This is a genomic window from Mitsuokella multacida DSM 20544 (genome assembly GCF_000155955.1).
GTDB lineage: Bacteria > Bacillota > Negativicutes > Selenomonadales > Selenomonadaceae > Mitsuokella > Mitsuokella multacida.
In genome coordinates, this window is sequence record NZ_GG697142.2 from 355,689 (window position 1) to 370,964 (window position 15,276).

Consider the following 15,276-nt stretch of genomic DNA (forward strand, 5'->3'; position numbering starts at 1 on the left):
CTTCCCCTTCCGGGAAGTTTTTTTGTGCCTCATTCAGCTGTCTCTCTTGGGTAGGCATTCTTTTCGCCATTCTCGCGCTTGCGCGTGAGGTAGGCGTCCATGGCCTTGGCGACGTGCTTGGCGTCTTTGACGACTTCGACGACGTTGGCCGGGCCGAGGACGACGTCGCCGCCGGAGAAGACGCCTTCGCGCGTCGTGGCGCCGTTCTCGTCGACTTCGACGAGGCCGCGGTTGTCGACCTCGAGGCCCGTCGTCGTGCGGACAATCTTGTCTTTCGGGGCCTGGCTGACGGCGATGATTGTGCTGTCGGCCGGGTAGAGCTGTGGCTCGTCTTCACTGAGCAGATTGCCTTCCTTGTCGAAGTGGCGCTCGTAGAGCATCGGGCCGTCCTTCGTGATGGCGGCAACGCCCTTGCAGAGATCGAATTCGACTCCGTCGGCCTGTGCGTATTCGTACTCGCGGATGCTCGCGCGGACTTCGTTGCGGCGCGCGTAGACGGTGACGAAGCGGCTGCCCTTGCGGATGGCCGTGCGGGCGGCGTCCATTGCCGAATTGCCCGAGCCGATGACCGCGACGCGGTCGCCGAGGTGATAGACGTCCGGATTCTGCAGGTAGTCGACGGCGTAATGGCAGTTGCCGAGGCTCTCGCCACGCACGCCGAGGCCGCGCGGACGCCAGACGCCGGAGCCGATGAAGACGGCGTCATAGCCGTCTTGAAACAGGGTGTCGAGCGTCAGGATGCTGCCGATGGTCGTGTTCGGGCGGATATGGATGCCGAGCTCGACGAGCTTCTCCTGGTAGCGGTCGAGGATCTCGAGCGGCAGGCGGAAGGACGGGATGCCATAGCGCATCATGCCGCCAAGCTTGCCCTTGCGCTCGAAGATGGTCACGTCGTAGCCGAGTTGGGCAAGCTTGACACTGACCGTGATGCCGGCCGGCCCCGAACCGATGACGGCAACGTTCTGTCCCTTGGGCGGTTCATGCTCCATGATGACCTTGTCGAGGTAGATGTCGGAGATATAGTGCTCGATGCTCGAGATCTGGACGGGAGCACCCTTGCGGCCCTGGATGCAGTTGCCCTCGCATTGCTTTTCGTGGTCGCAGACGAGCGAGCAGACGATGCTCATCGGGTTATTGATGAAGAGCATTTCGCCCGCTTCGTTGATCTTGCCGTCGAGAAAGAGGCGAATCATCTCGGGAATGTTCGTCTGAGCCGGGCAGCCTTTGAGACGGCACAGCGGCTTCTTGCACTGGAGGCAACGGCGTGCCTCATTGATGACATGGATAGCCATGTACGATCACCTGTTCCTTCCCTTTGTTTCCCATAAATATTGGGAGAAAATATGTATTTCTTTCATTGTAACCGAAAGTCTTCAGCGAGACAAGTTTTAGCTAAATTCATAAGATTACATTATTACAAAATATTAAATGGCGATGCATTGACAATAAATGGGGGTAATGCTATGATAGACAAGGTAATGCGCATCATGCAAGATATCTGTTCCTATCGTGTATGACGCATGGCAAGACAACGGAAGGGCAGCCGGGTCAGCCAACCGGCCGCCCTTCTTCCATGTTCCGCACCAGGGGGGTTGTCGGAGCATGAAAGAAAGGGGACGATCCATCTGTGTTAGAAGGAATCTGTATTGCGGTGGCCCTCGTCGGTCTCATGTATTTTGCTTACCGCGGCTGGTCGATCATCCTGATCGCACCAATTTTTGCAGGTGTCGCAGCGCTTGCGAGTATCTTCGGTGTCCTGCCGACGTACAGTGAGCTCTATATGACACGCATGGCTGAATATACGAAGTCGTATTATCCGATTTTCTTGTTCGGCGCCGTCTTTGCGCGCTTGATGGAGAAAGGCGGGCTTGCGTCTTCGGTCGCAGCGAAGATCGTCGAGGTGCTCGGCGAGAAACGCGCTGTGCTGGCGGTCCTGCTGGGCTGCGGCGCTCTGACGTATGGCGGTCTTTCCGTCTTCGTCGTCGCCTTTGTCATGTATCCGTTCGGCGCAGTCGTCTTCCGCAAGGCAGACATCCCGAAGCGCCTGCTGCCGGCGACGCTCTGGGTTGGTATCTTCTCCTTCGCGATGGTCGCTCTGCCTGGCACGCCGCAGATCCAGAACATCATCCCGTCCTCGTACTTCTCGACGAGCACGTGGTCGGCTCCTATCATCGGTCTCTTCGCCTCCTTCCTGTTCCTGCTGATCGGCTGGGGCTGGGTGACGCGCCGTGCGAAGATCCTCAAGGCACGCGGCGAGGGCTATGGCCGTCACTTCGAGGGCGGCCCGCACCACAAGCCGAGCCCGAAAATCCACATCCCGTGGTACTGGGCCTTGCTGCCGCTCGTCATGGTCATCGTAATCAACATCATCCTCTCGAACCCGTTCAAGTGGGAATGGGGCTTCCATTGGGATCCTGAAGCACTTTCGGCGTTCCTGCCGCTCAAGCTCAGCCTGCTGGCGGCGAATGTCGGCAAAGTATCGGCTATCTGGTCCATCACGGTCGCGCTGATTCTCAGCAGTTTTGCAGCCGCGTTCATCGGCCGCAAGCGTTTCATGGTCATGGATGGTTTCCTGGCACCGATCAACTATGCAGCCATCTCCTCGGCGACGGCCGTCCTGAATGTCGCTTCGGGCTATGCTTTCGGCTGCGTTATTACGAGCCTGCCGGGTTTCGTGCCGGTCACGCAGGCACTCATCGGTATTGCGGATTCGTTCGGCCCTCTGCTCTCGGCCGTCATCACGACGAACATCATGGCCGGCATCACGGGTTCGGCTTCGGGCGGTTTGACCATCGCTCTCTCGATGCTCGGCGATCAGTGGGGCGCCATGGCACAGGCTGCAGGCATCCCGCTCGAGGTCCTGCACCGCATCGTCGCCATCGCTTCGGTCGGCATCGACCCGGTCCCGCACTGCGGCGCGCTCGTCACGCTGCTCGCCATCTGCGGCCTCACGCATCACGATTCGTACTTCGATATCGCAGTCATCATGGGCCTCAAGTTCTTCGTCCCGTTCCTCTGCATCCTGTTCTACATGGTCACAGGGCTTGCCTGAGGCGGGGAAACAGCATACAATAGAGACAGGCATGCGCATGCGTGCCTGTTTTTTCTCGCTTTTTTTGGCGATGGCATGACAGACGGATTGGAGGACTCTATTTATGCATTTACGCGGGAATCTCATGCTCCTGCTGGCCGCGTTCATCTGGGGCACGACATTCGTGGCGCAGATGGTCGGCATGGACGGACTCGGCCCATTCACCTATGCCGCGGCGCGCTATCTCTTAGGCTTCCTGTTCCTCGTGGGGCTCTGGTACGCTTGGCGCGGGCAGCGCGAGGGGGCGAAGCGTGCGGGCACTTATCGCGCGGGCTGGAAGGCCGGACTCGGTGCGGGCTGCATCATGCTAGTGGCGACGTCACTGCAGCAGGTGGCCATGCTCTACACGACGGCCGGCAAGACGGCCTTCATCACGGCGCTCTACATTATCCTCGTGCCGCTCGGCGCCGTGCTGCTCGGCAAGCGCATCCATCTGGAGAACTGGATTGGTGCGTTGCTGGCGCTCGCGGGCCTCTACTTCCTGTCCATCCGCGGCGCGGTCTCTCTTAGCTTTGGCGATGGGCTTGTCTTCATCAGTGCTCTGTTCTGGACTGGCCACATCCTCTTCATCGACCGCTTCGCGAGCCTTGTCGACCCGATTGAGCTCTCGGTCACGCAGATCGGCGTCTGTGCGGCAGGCAGCCTCATCGCGGCGCTCGGCTTCGAGACGGTCGCCGTGCAGCCGATACTCGATGCTTGGTTTGCTATCTTCTACGGCGGCGTCATGTCGGCCGGTGTGGCCTTCACGCTGCAGATCTTGGGGCAGAAGTACGCGGAGCCGGGGCAGGCAGCTATCATCATGAGCTTCGAGGCCGTCTTCGGTGCGCTCTCGAGCTGGCTGCTGCTCGGTGAGCACATGTCTGCCGTCCAGGTCCTCGGCTGTGCTCTGATGCTCTCGGGCATGATCGTGACGCAGGTACGGCCGCTCTTAGAAGATAGACGGCATGCATCTTGAAAAACAGGATGCTTCATTGTATAATCGTATACATTAGCAGATATGCCTGCTTGGAATCATTATGTTGCAATTGAAGTATGATGAGAATTGACGATGATAAGGAAGTGTTTTATTTGAAACTCGATAGCCTGAAGATTGTCCTGGCCTGCCTGGCCGTACTTCTCTTCCATTGATCCGCTATAGAGAACAGCAGGGAGCAGAGCCGCACGTGTGGCCCTGCTCTTTTCGATGAGAACGCCCTATATTTTCGCGCTGGGGCAGGAAATCGTTTTTGATATGGCGAAATAATTCCCAGAGATTCTGATTCGAGAGGGGTAAGAGCGCATGGCAGCAGAAGAAACGTTAATCATAAAGCCAAAAGTGAAGATCAAAGTATTCGGTGTGGGCGGCGGTGGCAACAGCGTCCTGATGCGCATGGGCCGTCATAAAGACCTCGACATCGATCTGATTGCCATCAACACCGATGCCAAGCAGCTCTCGCGCGTGGCGGAAGAGGGCGTTGAGACGCTGCAGATCGGCGAGGACCTGACGAAGGGCCGCGGCACGGGCGGCAACATCGCGCTCGGCGAGAAGGCGGCCCTCGATGCGGCGGACAAGATCCGCGAGTCGATGTCCGGTGCCGACCTCGTCTTTGTCACGGCCGGCCTTGGCGGTGGCACAGGCACGGGCGCGGCGCCTGTCGTCGCCAAGATCGCGCGCGACCTCGGGACGCTCTCGGTCGGCGTCGTCACGCTGCCGTTCAGCTTCGAGGGCAGCCGCAAGAAGCGTCTGGCCAATGAAGGCCTCGCCAAGATGCAGGCGCAGATGGATGCGCTGATCCTCGTGGCCAACGACAACCTCATGAAGCTGCCGGAGAACCGCCATATGACGCTCGTCAAGGCCTTCTCGTGTGCCGACGGCATCCTGCAGCAGGCCATCAACTGCGTGGCAGAGCTCATCCTCACGACGGGCGTCATCAACGTTGACTTCGCGGATGTCACGACGATTTTCCGCCAGAGCGCTTCAAGCGATGCGCTGCTTGGCATCGGTCGCAGCTCGCGCAGCGCGGTGGAGGCCGTCAAGCAGGCGGTCGACAGCCCGCTGATCAGCAAGAGCCTCGAGGGGGCGCGTGGCATCATCCTGAACCTGACGGGCGACAAGACGCTGAGCCTCTACGATGTCGATGAGGCGACGCGCTACATCTATGAACACACGGACCCCGAGGTCAACATCATCCTTGGCACGGTCATCGACAATTCGCTCGGCGGCGATGTGCGCGCGACGATCATCGCGACCGACTTCACGGACGGCGTCATGGTTAAGGATTCGCCAGCGCCGGCAAGGGGCGAGCAGGCTCCTCAGGCGAGCCAGCCGTCAGCGAAGCCGGCTGCAGCTGCGCCGAAGCGCGATGCGTTCACGCTTGAGCCGCCGCGCTTTATGCAGCAGCCCACGCGTCCGAGCCAGGCAAAGCCGAAGACCGAAGGCGCCTTCGCCTTCCCGGCCTTCCGCCTGACGCCTGATGACAAGGACCAGAAGTAATAGAGAAAACAGAAGGAATCGAGAAATAGAAAGGAACAGATATCTTGAGTAAATTAGGTCGTTTTTCCCGCACAGAGCTGCTGCTCGGCGAGGCGGGTATGGAGAAGCTGGCAAAGAGCACGGTGGCCATCTTTGGCGTCGGCGGGGTCGGCTCCTTCGTAGCCGAAGGGCTTGCGCGCGCTGGTGTCGGCCATCTCGTCCTCATCGACAATGACCTCATCTGCCTGACGAACATCAACCGCCAGATTCATGCGACCTCGAAGACCGTCGGCAAGAAGAAGACGGAGACGATGAAAGAGCGCATTCTCGACATCAATCCGAAGGCAGTCGTCGACACGATCGATGACTTCTACCTGCCCGACCAGGCGGACCGCTTCTTCGCGATGCACTACGATTATGTCGTAGACGCCATCGACACGGTGACGGGCAAGATTGACCTCGTCTTGCAGTGCCGCGACCGCCATATCCCAATCATCTGCAGCATGGGCGCCGGCAACAAGCTGGACCCGACGAAGTTCGAGGTCACGGACATCTACAAGACGAGCGTGGACCCCTTGGCCCGCGTCATGCGCAAGAAGCTCAAGGAGAACCGCGTCAAGAAGCTCAAGGTCGTCTATTCCAAGGAAAAGCCCCTGCGCGTCCGCCAGAGCGGCTGCGGCAAGAACTGCATCTGCCCGCCGGGCAGCGCGCGCAACTGCGATATGCGTCGCGCCGTGCCAGGCAGCATCTCTTTCGTGCCGTCGGTCGTCGGGCTCATCATCGCGGGTGAAGTCGTGCGCGACCTCACAGGGGCGAAAGTGGAGGTTTCGGCATGAACATTTCCGTACTTGGCTGTGGCCGCTGGGGCTCCTTCCATGCCTGGTATGCTGACCATATCGGCCACACGGTGACGCTCTGGGGCCGCAAGGGCTCCGGGCACCTCGCTGCTCTGATGGAGCAGCGCAAGAATGAATACCTGACCCTGCCGGAGTCCGTGAAGCTGACGGATGACCTCAGGGAAGCCGTCTCGGCGGCGGACATCGTCGTCATCTCGATCAGCTCACAGCAGCTGCGCGCCTTCTGTAGGGACCTCGCTGCGCTTGGGCTCGACCTTTCGGGCAAGCGCTTTGTGCTCTGCATGAAGGGGCTCGAGATTGGCACGGGCAAGCGCCTGACGACAGTCTTCTATGAGGAACTCGGCTCGGCGATGCGCGTGGCGGTCTGGGTCGGCCCGGGGCACGTGCAGGACTTCGTGCGCGGCATCCCGAACTGCATGGTCATCGCGGCGCGCGAGATGAAGCTCACGCGCGAGCTCGTCGATACGTTCTCGAGCCCCCTGATCCGCTTCTACTACGGAGAGGACCTGCTGGGCACGGAGATCGGCGCGGCCTCGAAGAACGTCATCGGCCTGGCCGCGGGCATGCTCGACGGCTTCGGCTACAGCAGCCTCAAGGGTGCGCTGATGGCCCGCGGCACGCACGAGCTCTCGCGCCTCATCGAGGCGATGGGCGGCGACCGCATGACGGTCTACGGCCTCTCGCATCTCGGTGACTATGAGGCGACGCTCTTCTCGCCGCACAGCAACAATCGCCGCTTTGGCGAAGACCTCATCACGGGCAAGCCGTTTGCAAAGCTTGCCGAGGGCGTCTACACGGTGGAGGCACTGATGGACCTCTCGCGCGAGTTCCACGTCGAATTGCCGATCTGCGCGACGGTCTACGCCATCATCCACGACCACAAGGATCCGAAGGAGCAGCTCACCCAGCTTTTCCTGCGCGCGACGAAGTCAGAATGATTGCAGGAGAAATAAAAATAGTTGACGTAGCATAATATTTTTATTTTCTTTGGGGAAATCTTAAGCTTGCGGGTGTATGCTCGCGGTATGAGATAAAAGAGCGTTCCGAGAGGAACAGAGGAGGAAGTAAGATGAGAAGACATATTTCCAAGTTGTTCATGGCCTGCCTGATGGCCATGACGTTCATGGTCGTCTCAGCAGCCAGCGCCTTTGCGGCGGGCACGGGGATGGACTGGAGCGGTGACAGCAAGATCACGGTACAGGGTACGGGCGTGGCCCCGACGTATGCCGTCAATGCCGTACAGGCGCGCATGCTCGCCCGCCGCGCTGCCGTCGTGGACGCTTACCGTCAGCTCGCTGAGATGGTCAAGGGCGTCAACGTCGACTCGGAGACGACGGTCGAGAACATGATGGTGACGAGTGATGTCACGAAGACGAAGGTCACGGCCCTCATCCAGGGTGCGCGCGTCGTCTCGGAGCAGGCAATCGATGGCGGCGGCTATGCGGTCACGATGGAGATGTCTGTCTTCGGCGCTTCGAATTCTCTCGCAACGGCTGTCCTGCCGACGAACACGGTGCCGACGAGTTTCCCGGCTCCGGATGCATCTGTCCCGGCCAGCACGCCGTCTTCCGTACAGGTCAATGTGCAGGTGACGCCGGGCACGACGACGCAGCAGACGCCTGCAACGACGCTGCCGTCTGTCATGGTTCCGTCGCATCAGGGCTCTTCGGCAGCTGCTGCCCCTGCAGGCCAGGCCATCGGCGGCTATACGGGCCTGATCGTGGACTGCCGCGGCCTTGGCCTCAAGCCGGTCATGTCCCCAGTCATCAAGAACGCCAATGGCGAACCAATCTACGGCTACAAGAACCTCGACTCCGCCACGGTCATCGCGAACGGCATGGCCAGCTACACGACAGATCTCTCGAAGGCAACCCGCGCAGGTTCGAATCCGCTTGTCGTCAAGGCTATCGGCCTCGACAATCACAACGGCAACCCGATCCTCTCGGTCGCTGACGCAAACCGCGTTCTCATCGAGAATGGTGCTACGGGCTTCCTCGACCGCACGAACGTCGTCTTTGTCCGCTGAGCAGTGCGATTCCATCAGGTCTCATAATGAGACCTGATTTTTTTATCTCTTGCTGTTGACGATATATGGTCATTGTGATAAAATAAAATATTTTACTTTTTTGAACGTTTATGGTACAATATTCTTGTAAATGCGTTGATGATGGTGGTTGGCTCGTGTGTAGAGGAGGGGTGCTCTTGTTACAGATAGGAGATAAGGTCGTCTATCCGATGCATGGTGCCGGTGTGATCTCTGGCATCGAGAATTGTGAGGTCCTCGGGGAGGGCAAGTCCTACTATGTCCTCGAGATGCCGCTGGGTAATATGAAGGTCATGATCCCGACGGACAACGCCGACAATGTCGGCCTGCGTGATGTCATTCCGCAGCAGAAGGTCGATGAGGTGCGCGAGGTGCTCGAGGAGGAGCCAGAGAAGCCGAAGGGAAGCTGGAATAAGCGCTTCCATGCCAACCTCGACCGCATGAAGAGCGGTGACATCTGCGATGTGGCCGCCGTAGCGCGCAACCTGATCCTGCAGGACCGCCGCCGTCATATCTCGTCGGGCGAACGTCGCCTGCTCGATCTCGCGAAGCAGATCCTCGTGAGCGAGCTCGTCTATGCCTGCGATAAGACACCGAAGGAGGTCGAGAATTGGCTGACGTCAGTCCTCTCGGCGAATGCGTTTGCGCATTGAGAATAAGAACCCGGATTTTGACAAGTCCAAGCAGAGTAGAGTATACTGATTCTGTTCGGACTTTTCTTTTTGTTTTTATCTATTTAAGGAGGTGAACGTATGCTTGATCGTGTCTTGCGTTTCTTTATCACATTATTCCTAGCGATTGCCGGTGGTGCATTGCTGGATCTTGCGAGCCCGGTGCTGACGATGTATGTCGGCACGGAAATCCTCAAGATGGAGATGGGCATCGTCCGCATCACCATGGGCAGCCTGATCTGTATCCTCTTGGGTGCAGTCCTCGGCGGCCTCATCGGCTTTCTGGCTTCCCCGTACTTCATTCGCTGCCTCAAGCGGTTCTCCGCATGGGTGGAGCAGCAGCTCGGCAAGATGCCAATCCACGACGTCATCGCTGGTGCCATCGGTCTTGCCATCGGACTCATAATCGCCAATCTTCTCGGCTATTCATTTGCGAAGATCCCTATCGTTGGAGATTACATCCCCGTCATCTTCAGCATCGTCTTTGGTTATCTCGGCATCACCATCACGATCAAGAAGCGCCAGGAACTCACGGGGCTCTTTGACTTCGTGCCGCGCTTCATGAAGGATTTCGCGAAGATGAAGGAGATGCGCGCAGGCGCTTCGCAGGCGCCGGCAGAGACTGCCAAGGCAGTGGCGCCGAAAGCAGAGGATAAGGCCTACAAGCTGCTCGACACGAGCGTCATCATCGATGGCCGCATCGCCGATATCTGCGATACGGGCTTTATCGAGGGGACGCTGCTCATACCGGTCTTCGTGCTCGAGGAACTCCAGCACATCGCGGATTCTTCTGATGTGCTCAAGCGCACGCGCGGCCGCCGCGGGCTCGATATCCTGCAGCGCATCCGCCAGAGCACGAAGGTCAAGGTCGAGATCACGAATGTCGACTTCGACGACATCGCAGAGGTCGACTCGAAGCTCGTGCGCCTCGGCCAGCAGGTCGGCGGCAAGATCATCACGAATGACTACAACCTCAACAAGGTGGCACAGCTGCGCGGCGTGGAGGTGCTCAACATCAACGAGCTCTCGAACGCCGTCAAGCCTGTCGTCATCCCCGGGGAGACGATGCACGTGACAATCGTCAAGGCGGGCAAGGAGCCCGGACAGGGCGTCGCCTACCTCGATGACGGCACGATGATCGTCGTCGAGAACGGCTACCATCACATGAATGAATCCATCACCGTCGAGGTCACGTCTGCACTGCAGACGGCGGCCGGCCGCATGATCTTCGCGAAGCCGGCGCGCTGAAGCGTCGTCGCGTGAGAAGAGAAAGAGAGGCTAACTTGGTCAGTGTCATCCTGCCCGCAGCAGGGCGCGGCAAGCGCATGAAGGCGGGCATCAACAAGGTATTCCTGGAGCTCTTGAGCGAGCCCATCCTGTGCCACACGCTGCGGGCGTTTGCCGCGCTGCCGGAGGTGCAGGAGCTCATCGTCGTGACGGGCAGAGACGAGGTCGAGCCGCTGCGCTGCCTCTTGGCCGATCGTACTGTCCTTGGCCCAGCTGAGGCCAGTAAGTCCATCAAGGTGGTCGAGGGCGGCAGTGAACGCCAGTATTCCGTCTGGAACGGCCTCAAGGCGTCCTCAGAAGAGAGCGATGTCGTGCTCGTCCACGACGCGGCGCGGCCGCTCGTCTCGCGCGCGACGATTGAGGCCGTCATCGAGGCGGCCCGGCAGTACGGCGCGGCGATTGCCGCCGTGCCGGAGAAGAACACGGTCAAGGTGGTTGAGGACGGCATCGTCACGGCGACGCCGGACCGCGCGAAACTCTGGGCCGTGCAGACGCCGCAGGGCTTTTCGAGGAGCCTGCTTGTGGCCGCCAATGAGAAGGCGGAGGCGGACGGCTTCCTCGGCACGGATGATGCGAGCCTCGTGGAGCGCTATGGCGCGAAGGTCCATGTCGTCATGGACTCGTATGAGAACATCAAGGTCACGACGCCGGAAGACCTCGTCGTGGCCGAGGCGCTGCTCCAGAAGCGCCAGGAGTGCAAGGAGTGCAAGGATTGAAGCGTTCAAGAGAGGATGGACTGATAGATATGACGCGTTTTGGCATGGGTTACGATGTGCATCGGCTGGTCGAGGGGCGCAAGCTCATCATCGGCGGTGTCGAGATACCGCATGCGCTCGGGCTGCTCGGCCATTCGGATGCGGATGTGCTGCTGCATGCCATCTCCGATGCGCTGCTCGGTGCAGCGGCGCTCGGCGACATCGGTCGCCATTTCCCCGATACCGACCCGCGCTATGAAGGGGCGGACAGCATGAAGCTGCTCGCAGAGGTGCGCCGCCTGCTTGCGGAGAAGGGCTACCGCATCGGCAATGTCGATGCGACGATTGTCGCCCAGAAGCCTAAGATGAAGGACTTCATCCCGAAGATGAACGAGAACATCGCGACTGTCTTGGGCGTCTCGCTCGATGACGTCAACGTCAAGGCGACGACGGAGGAGAAGCTCGGCTTCACGGGCGCAGAGCAGGGAATCTCGGCTTATGCGGTTGCAGGAATCGAGAAGCTGTGATAGAATGAATCCCGTATACGAAAAGGCGTAGAGCGGGAGAAGTAAGGCGGCGCGCTTCATGCAGAGAGGCCCCCAGATGCTGTGAGGGGGCTATGGAGACCCGACTGAAATGCACCTGGGAGCTGCAGGGCAGAAGACAGTAGGCCCTGACGCAGGAAGGCGTTATCTTCATGAGTGAAGGGCAGGAGCCCTTAACCAGAGTGGAACCACGGCCCCGCGTCTCTGAGGAGATGCGGGGCCTTTGATATAGGATGTGTATTGACTAGGAGGAAGGTCTATGAGTTTTTTTTCGCGGCTTCGCAAGGATATCCGCGTCGTCTTTGAGCGAGACCCCGCTGCGCGCAGCGTGATCGAGGTTCTCTTCTGTTATTCCGGCCTCCATGCAATCTGGTTCCACCGCATCTCGCATGCGCTCTACAAGCGCGGCTGGGTGCTCATCCCGCGCATGATCTCGAACCTGGCCCGTTTCCTGACGGGCATCGAGATCCATCCTGGTGCGACGATCGGCGAGGGCCTGTTCATCGACCATGGCACGGGCATCGTCATCGGTGAGACGGCCGAGATCGGCAACAACGTCACGCTCTATCAGGGCGTAACGCTCGGCGGCACGGGCAAGGAGAAGGGGAAGCGCCATCCAACCATCGGCAACAACGTCGTCGTGGCGTCGGGCGCCAAGGTGCTCGGCTCCTTCACGGTCGGCGACCATGCCAAGATCGGCGCGGGCTCCGTCGTCCTGAAGCCGGTGCCGCCCTATGCGACGGTCGTCGGCATCCCAGGGCGCATCGTCGTCATGCGCGGCAAGCGTGTCCACACGGCGCAGGAGCTCCGCCAAGCCCTGCGCGCGACGCGCCTCGTCGAGTCAGATGACAACATCACAGATATCGAGGAAGAGCTCGACGTCGATCTCGATCACGACATGCTGCCGGATCCGGACGAGGAGATGCGCGAGTGCATGATGCGCCAGATCCAGGCACTGGAGAAGAAAGTCGATGAGCTCGAGAAGAGATTGGAGGATAAAGAACATGCTTAAAGTCTACAACACGATGACTCGCCGCAAGGAAGAGTTCAAGCCGCTCAAGCCGGGCGAGGTCAGCATCTACTGCTGCGGCGTCACGCCGTACAACCACCCGCACATCGGCAATGCGCGTCCCTTCGTGACCTGGGACGTCATCCGCCGCTACTTTGCCAAGAAGGGCTACAAGGTCCACTACATTCAGAACTTCACGGATGTTGACGACAAGATCATCAATGCGGCCAACAAAGAGGGCGTGACCTGGAAGGACATCTCGGACCGCTACATCAAGGCGTACTTCGAGGCGATGGATGCATTGAACGTCCGCCATGCCGACGTCTATCCGCGCGTCAGCGAGACGATGCCGGAGATCATCGCAATGGTCCAGAAGCTCATCGACAAGGGCTATGCTTACGTCATCGACAACGGCGACGTCTACTACAGCGTCGAGAAGTTCTCGCATTACGGCAAGCTCAGCGGCCGCAGCCTCGACGACATGCAGGCCGGTGCGCGCATCGAAGTCAACACGGCCAAGCACCATCCGATGGACTTCGCGCTCTGGAAGGCCGCCAAGCCGGGCGAGCCGTCCTGGGACAGCCCGTGGGGCAAGGGACGCCCGGGCTGGCACATCGAGTGCTCGACGATGTCACTCAAGTACCTCGGCAAGAAGTTCGACTTCCACGGCGGCGGCAGCGACCTCATCTTCCCGCACCACGAGAACGAGATCGCGCAGTCGCAGGCCTGCATCGGCGACGACCACAGCTTTGCGCAGTACTGGCTGCACAACGGCTTCATCACGATCCACAACGAGAAGATGTCGAAGTCGAAGAATAACTTCTTCACGGTCAAGGACATCCTCAAGGAATATCCAGGCGAGGTCATCCGCTTCTTCATCCTGCAGACGCATTACCGCAGCCCGCTCGACTTCTCGGACGAACGCCTCAAGGAAGCGCAGACGAGCCTCGGACGCCTGCAGAACACGAAGGCGTATGTCGACGAGCTCAGCGCGAAGCAGGGCGAATCCGACACGGCAGCCGAGCTCGCCGCCAAGGCAGAAGAGCTCCGCAAGGCGTTCTACGAGGCGATGGACGATGACTTCAACACGGCACTGGCTATCAGCCAGATGTTCGCGCTCTCGAAGGACATCAACATCTATTACCAGGAAGTCGTGAACGGCACGAAGGCGTTCGATGCGGCAGACTTCAAGAAGGTCGCCGCGGTCTACGCGGAGATGGCCGAGATCATCGGCATCTTCGAGCAGCAGGAGAAGGCAGCAGCGGATGACGGCCTGACGGACAAGCTCATGGAGATCATCATCACGCTGCGCCAGGATGCCCGCAAAGAGAAGAACTGGGCCGTCGCCGACAAGATCCGCGATGCGCTCAAGGATGCCGGCGTCGTGCTCGAGGATACGCCGAGCGGCGTGCGGTGGAAGAAAGCATGAAGTTCTCACAGTTCAAGCTGCTCGTCGACATGATGTTCACGCCGGATGAGCAGGGCGGCATCAAGAAGCGCTATGACGGCGTCGACGTCCGCCAGATGCATCCGCTCGTGCTCGCTTACATCGGCGATGCCTTCTTCCACCTCTTCGTGCGCACGCGTCTGCTCTCGTATGAGCAGGCCAAGGTCCATGCGCTGCACGCCTTCAGCGCCCAGATCGTCTCGGCAGTCTGGCAGCACAAGGCGTACCTCGGCATCGAACCCATGCTGACCGATGAGGAGAAGGCCATCTACCGCCGTGGACGCAATGCCAAGAGCCATGCGCCGCGCAGTTCGAGCGTGGCCGAGTACCACTCGAGCACCGGCTTTGAGGCGCTCTTAGGTGCACTCTACCTGTCTGAGAAATTCGAACGCCTGCAGGAGATATCCGAGGCGTCCTTCGATGTCATCAGCAGGGCCATGATGGCAGAGATCCACGGGAACACGACGGAGGGAACAGAAGAAAAATGATTAAAGTCAAATTACTCGACTACACGCCGGAGCCGGAGCGCGTCGTGGCCATGGCCGCGCGCCTCTGCTACTCTGCCGCTGGTGCGGAAGAGCTCGCGGAGCGCCTCAGCGAGGAGAAGGTCCGTGAGATGGTCCGCAAGATGGTCAAGATCGGCCATGGCTCCACGCTTGAGCACGCCTCCTTCACCTTCGGCATCGAGGGTGTGTCGCGCGTGCTGACGCATCAGCTCGTGCGCCATCGCATTGCCTCGTACGACCAGCAGTCGCAGCGCTACGTCGCGGCGCACGGCTTCCAGTACATCACGCCGCCGACGATTGCCGAGCGGCCGGAGGCCAAGGCGAAGTATGAGGCGCTGATGGAGACCATCCGCGGCGTCTACGACGAGCTCACGGAGATGGGCGTGCCGAAGGAAGATGCGCGCTACGTCCTCGCCAATGCGACGGAGACGAAGATCCTCGTGACGATGAACGCGCGCTCCCTGATGCACTTTTTCAACCTTCGCTGCTGCAACCGCGCGCAGTGGGAGATCCGCGAGATGGCCTACAAGATGCTCGCCGAGGTCAAGAAGGTTGCGCCGACGCTCTTCTTCAATGCTGGCGCGAGCTGCGTCAACACGGGCCATTGCCCCGAGGGAGAGATGACCTGCGGCAAGTTTGCTGAGATGATCAAACTCAGAGAAAAGGATTGAG

Annotated in this window: 15 protein-coding genes and 1 other annotated feature; of the genes, 14 read left to right on the forward strand and 1 reads right to left on the reverse strand. The window is 59.8% G+C overall.

Annotation, left to right across the window (positions count from 1 at the left end):
- Positions 1 to 29: 29 nt before the first annotated feature.
- On the reverse strand, positions 30 to 1,292 hold the full coding sequence (locus tag MITSMUL_RS08425; RefSeq protein WP_005841759.1) for an NAD(P)-dependent oxidoreductase: 1,263 nt from the start codon (positions 1,290 to 1,292) through the stop codon (positions 30 to 32).
- A gap of 377 nt (positions 1,293 to 1,669) precedes the next feature.
- Here MITSMUL_RS08425 and MITSMUL_RS08430 point away from each other — a divergent pair, with 377 nt between their 5' ends.
- The 14 genes from MITSMUL_RS08430 to thyX all read left to right on the forward strand — a co-directional run bounded on the left by MITSMUL_RS08430 (position 1,670) and on the right by thyX (position 15,275).
- Entirely contained in the window at positions 1,670 to 3,052 is a 1,383-nt protein-coding gene (locus MITSMUL_RS08430; protein ID WP_005841761.1) for a GntP family permease, read from the forward strand.
- 103 nt (positions 3,053 to 3,155) lie between these two features.
- Entirely contained in the window at positions 3,156 to 4,046 is an 891-nt protein-coding gene (locus MITSMUL_RS08435) for a DMT family transporter (protein ID WP_040636097.1), read from the forward strand.
- Between the two features lie 324 nt (positions 4,047 to 4,370).
- A complete protein-coding gene (ftsZ, locus tag MITSMUL_RS08440; RefSeq protein ID WP_005841763.1) occupies positions 4,371 to 5,564 on the forward strand; it encodes a cell division protein FtsZ in 1,194 nt (397 codons plus the stop codon).
- A gap of 98 nt (positions 5,565 to 5,662) precedes the next feature.
- Positions 5,663 to 6,379, forward strand: coding sequence for a tRNA threonylcarbamoyladenosine dehydratase (locus MITSMUL_RS08445; protein WP_005841765.1), 717 nt, complete (start codon positions 5,663 to 5,665; stop codon positions 6,377 to 6,379).
- Positions 6,376 to 7,338: an NAD(P)H-dependent glycerol-3-phosphate dehydrogenase gene (locus tag MITSMUL_RS08450; protein WP_005841767.1), complete on the forward strand. Its 963-nt coding sequence runs from the start codon at positions 6,376 to 6,378 to the stop codon at positions 7,336 to 7,338. The genes MITSMUL_RS08445 and MITSMUL_RS08450 overlap by 4 nt, the downstream gene beginning before the upstream one ends.
- A gap of 131 nt (positions 7,339 to 7,469) precedes the next feature.
- Complete coding sequence (locus tag MITSMUL_RS08455; RefSeq protein WP_005841770.1) at positions 7,470 to 8,426, forward strand: LPP20 family lipoprotein; 957 nt, start codon at positions 7,470 to 7,472, stop codon at positions 8,424 to 8,426.
- 176 nt (positions 8,427 to 8,602) lie between these two features.
- Positions 8,603 to 9,097 carry a CarD family transcriptional regulator gene (locus tag MITSMUL_RS08460; protein WP_040636102.1) on the forward strand — a complete coding sequence of 165 codons (495 nt, stop codon included), beginning with the start codon at positions 8,603 to 8,605 and terminating at the stop codon, positions 9,095 to 9,097.
- 99 nt (positions 9,098 to 9,196) lie between these two features.
- Positions 9,197 to 10,363 (forward strand): PIN/TRAM domain-containing protein, encoded by a 1,167-nt coding sequence (locus MITSMUL_RS08465; protein WP_005841774.1) that lies wholly within the window; start codon positions 9,197 to 9,199, stop codon positions 10,361 to 10,363.
- A 35-nt stretch (positions 10,364 to 10,398) separates the two neighbouring features.
- Entirely contained in the window at positions 10,399 to 11,118 is a 720-nt protein-coding gene (ispD, locus tag MITSMUL_RS08470) for a 2-C-methyl-D-erythritol 4-phosphate cytidylyltransferase (RefSeq protein ID WP_040636103.1), read from the forward strand.
- 29 nt (positions 11,119 to 11,147) lie between these two features.
- Entirely contained in the window at positions 11,148 to 11,624 is a 477-nt protein-coding gene (ispF, locus tag MITSMUL_RS08475) for a 2-C-methyl-D-erythritol 2,4-cyclodiphosphate synthase (RefSeq protein ID WP_005841777.1), read from the forward strand.
- Positions 11,625 to 11,643: 19 nt separating this feature from the next.
- Positions 11,644 to 11,851: a binding site (T-box leader), on the forward strand.
- 50 nt (positions 11,852 to 11,901) lie between these two features.
- Complete coding sequence (gene cysE / locus MITSMUL_RS08480; RefSeq protein WP_005841779.1) at positions 11,902 to 12,654, forward strand: serine O-acetyltransferase; 753 nt, start codon at positions 11,902 to 11,904, stop codon at positions 12,652 to 12,654.
- Entirely contained in the window at positions 12,647 to 14,080 is a 1,434-nt protein-coding gene (gene cysS, locus MITSMUL_RS08485; RefSeq protein ID WP_005841781.1) for a cysteine--tRNA ligase, read from the forward strand. Before cysE ends, cysS begins: the two co-directional genes overlap by 8 nt.
- The gene (locus MITSMUL_RS08490) at positions 14,077 to 14,586 is read left to right on the forward strand and encodes a Mini-ribonuclease 3 (protein WP_005841783.1); all 510 of its coding nucleotides are present in this window, start codon (positions 14,077 to 14,079) and stop codon (positions 14,584 to 14,586) included. Before cysS ends, MITSMUL_RS08490 begins: the two co-directional genes overlap by 4 nt.
- Positions 14,583 to 15,275 carry an FAD-dependent thymidylate synthase gene (gene thyX / locus MITSMUL_RS08495; protein ID WP_005841785.1) on the forward strand — a complete coding sequence of 231 codons (693 nt, stop codon included), beginning with the start codon at positions 14,583 to 14,585 and terminating at the stop codon, positions 15,273 to 15,275. The genes MITSMUL_RS08490 and thyX overlap by 4 nt, the downstream gene beginning before the upstream one ends.
- Position 15,276 lies beyond the last annotated feature (1 nt).

Excerpts from the sequence above, each read along its gene's own strand:
- MITSMUL_RS08455 (WP_005841770.1), top strand. The coding sequence starts at position 7,470 with ATGAGAAGACATATTTCCAAGTTGTTCATGGCCTGCCTGATGGCCATG.
- ispF (WP_005841777.1), top strand. The coding sequence starts at position 11,148 with ATGACGCGTTTTGGCATGGGTTACGATGTGCATCGGCTGGTCGAGGGG.
- MITSMUL_RS08425 (WP_005841759.1), bottom strand. The coding sequence starts at position 1,292 with ATGGCTATCCATGTCATCAATGAGGCACGCCGTTGCCTCCAGTGCAAG.
- MITSMUL_RS08445 (WP_005841765.1), top strand. The coding sequence starts at position 5,663 with ATGGAGAAGCTGGCAAAGAGCACGGTGGCCATCTTTGGCGTCGGCGGG.
- cysS (WP_005841781.1), top strand. The coding sequence starts at position 12,647 with ATGCTTAAAGTCTACAACACGATGACTCGCCGCAAGGAAGAGTTCAAG.
- MITSMUL_RS08435 (WP_040636097.1), top strand. The coding sequence starts at position 3,156 with ATGCATTTACGCGGGAATCTCATGCTCCTGCTGGCCGCGTTCATCTGG.
- cysE (WP_005841779.1), top strand. The coding sequence starts at position 11,902 with ATGAGTTTTTTTTCGCGGCTTCGCAAGGATATCCGCGTCGTCTTTGAG.
- MITSMUL_RS08490 (WP_005841783.1), top strand. The coding sequence starts at position 14,077 with ATGAAGTTCTCACAGTTCAAGCTGCTCGTCGACATGATGTTCACGCCG.
- MITSMUL_RS08465 (WP_005841774.1), top strand. The coding sequence starts at position 9,197 with ATGCTTGATCGTGTCTTGCGTTTCTTTATCACATTATTCCTAGCGATT.
- MITSMUL_RS08450 (WP_005841767.1), top strand. The coding sequence starts at position 6,376 with ATGAACATTTCCGTACTTGGCTGTGGCCGCTGGGGCTCCTTCCATGCC.
- ftsZ (WP_005841763.1), top strand. The coding sequence starts at position 4,371 with ATGGCAGCAGAAGAAACGTTAATCATAAAGCCAAAAGTGAAGATCAAA.
- MITSMUL_RS08430 (WP_005841761.1), top strand. The coding sequence starts at position 1,670 with ATGTATTTTGCTTACCGCGGCTGGTCGATCATCCTGATCGCACCAATT.
- thyX (WP_005841785.1), top strand. The coding sequence starts at position 14,583 with ATGATTAAAGTCAAATTACTCGACTACACGCCGGAGCCGGAGCGCGTC.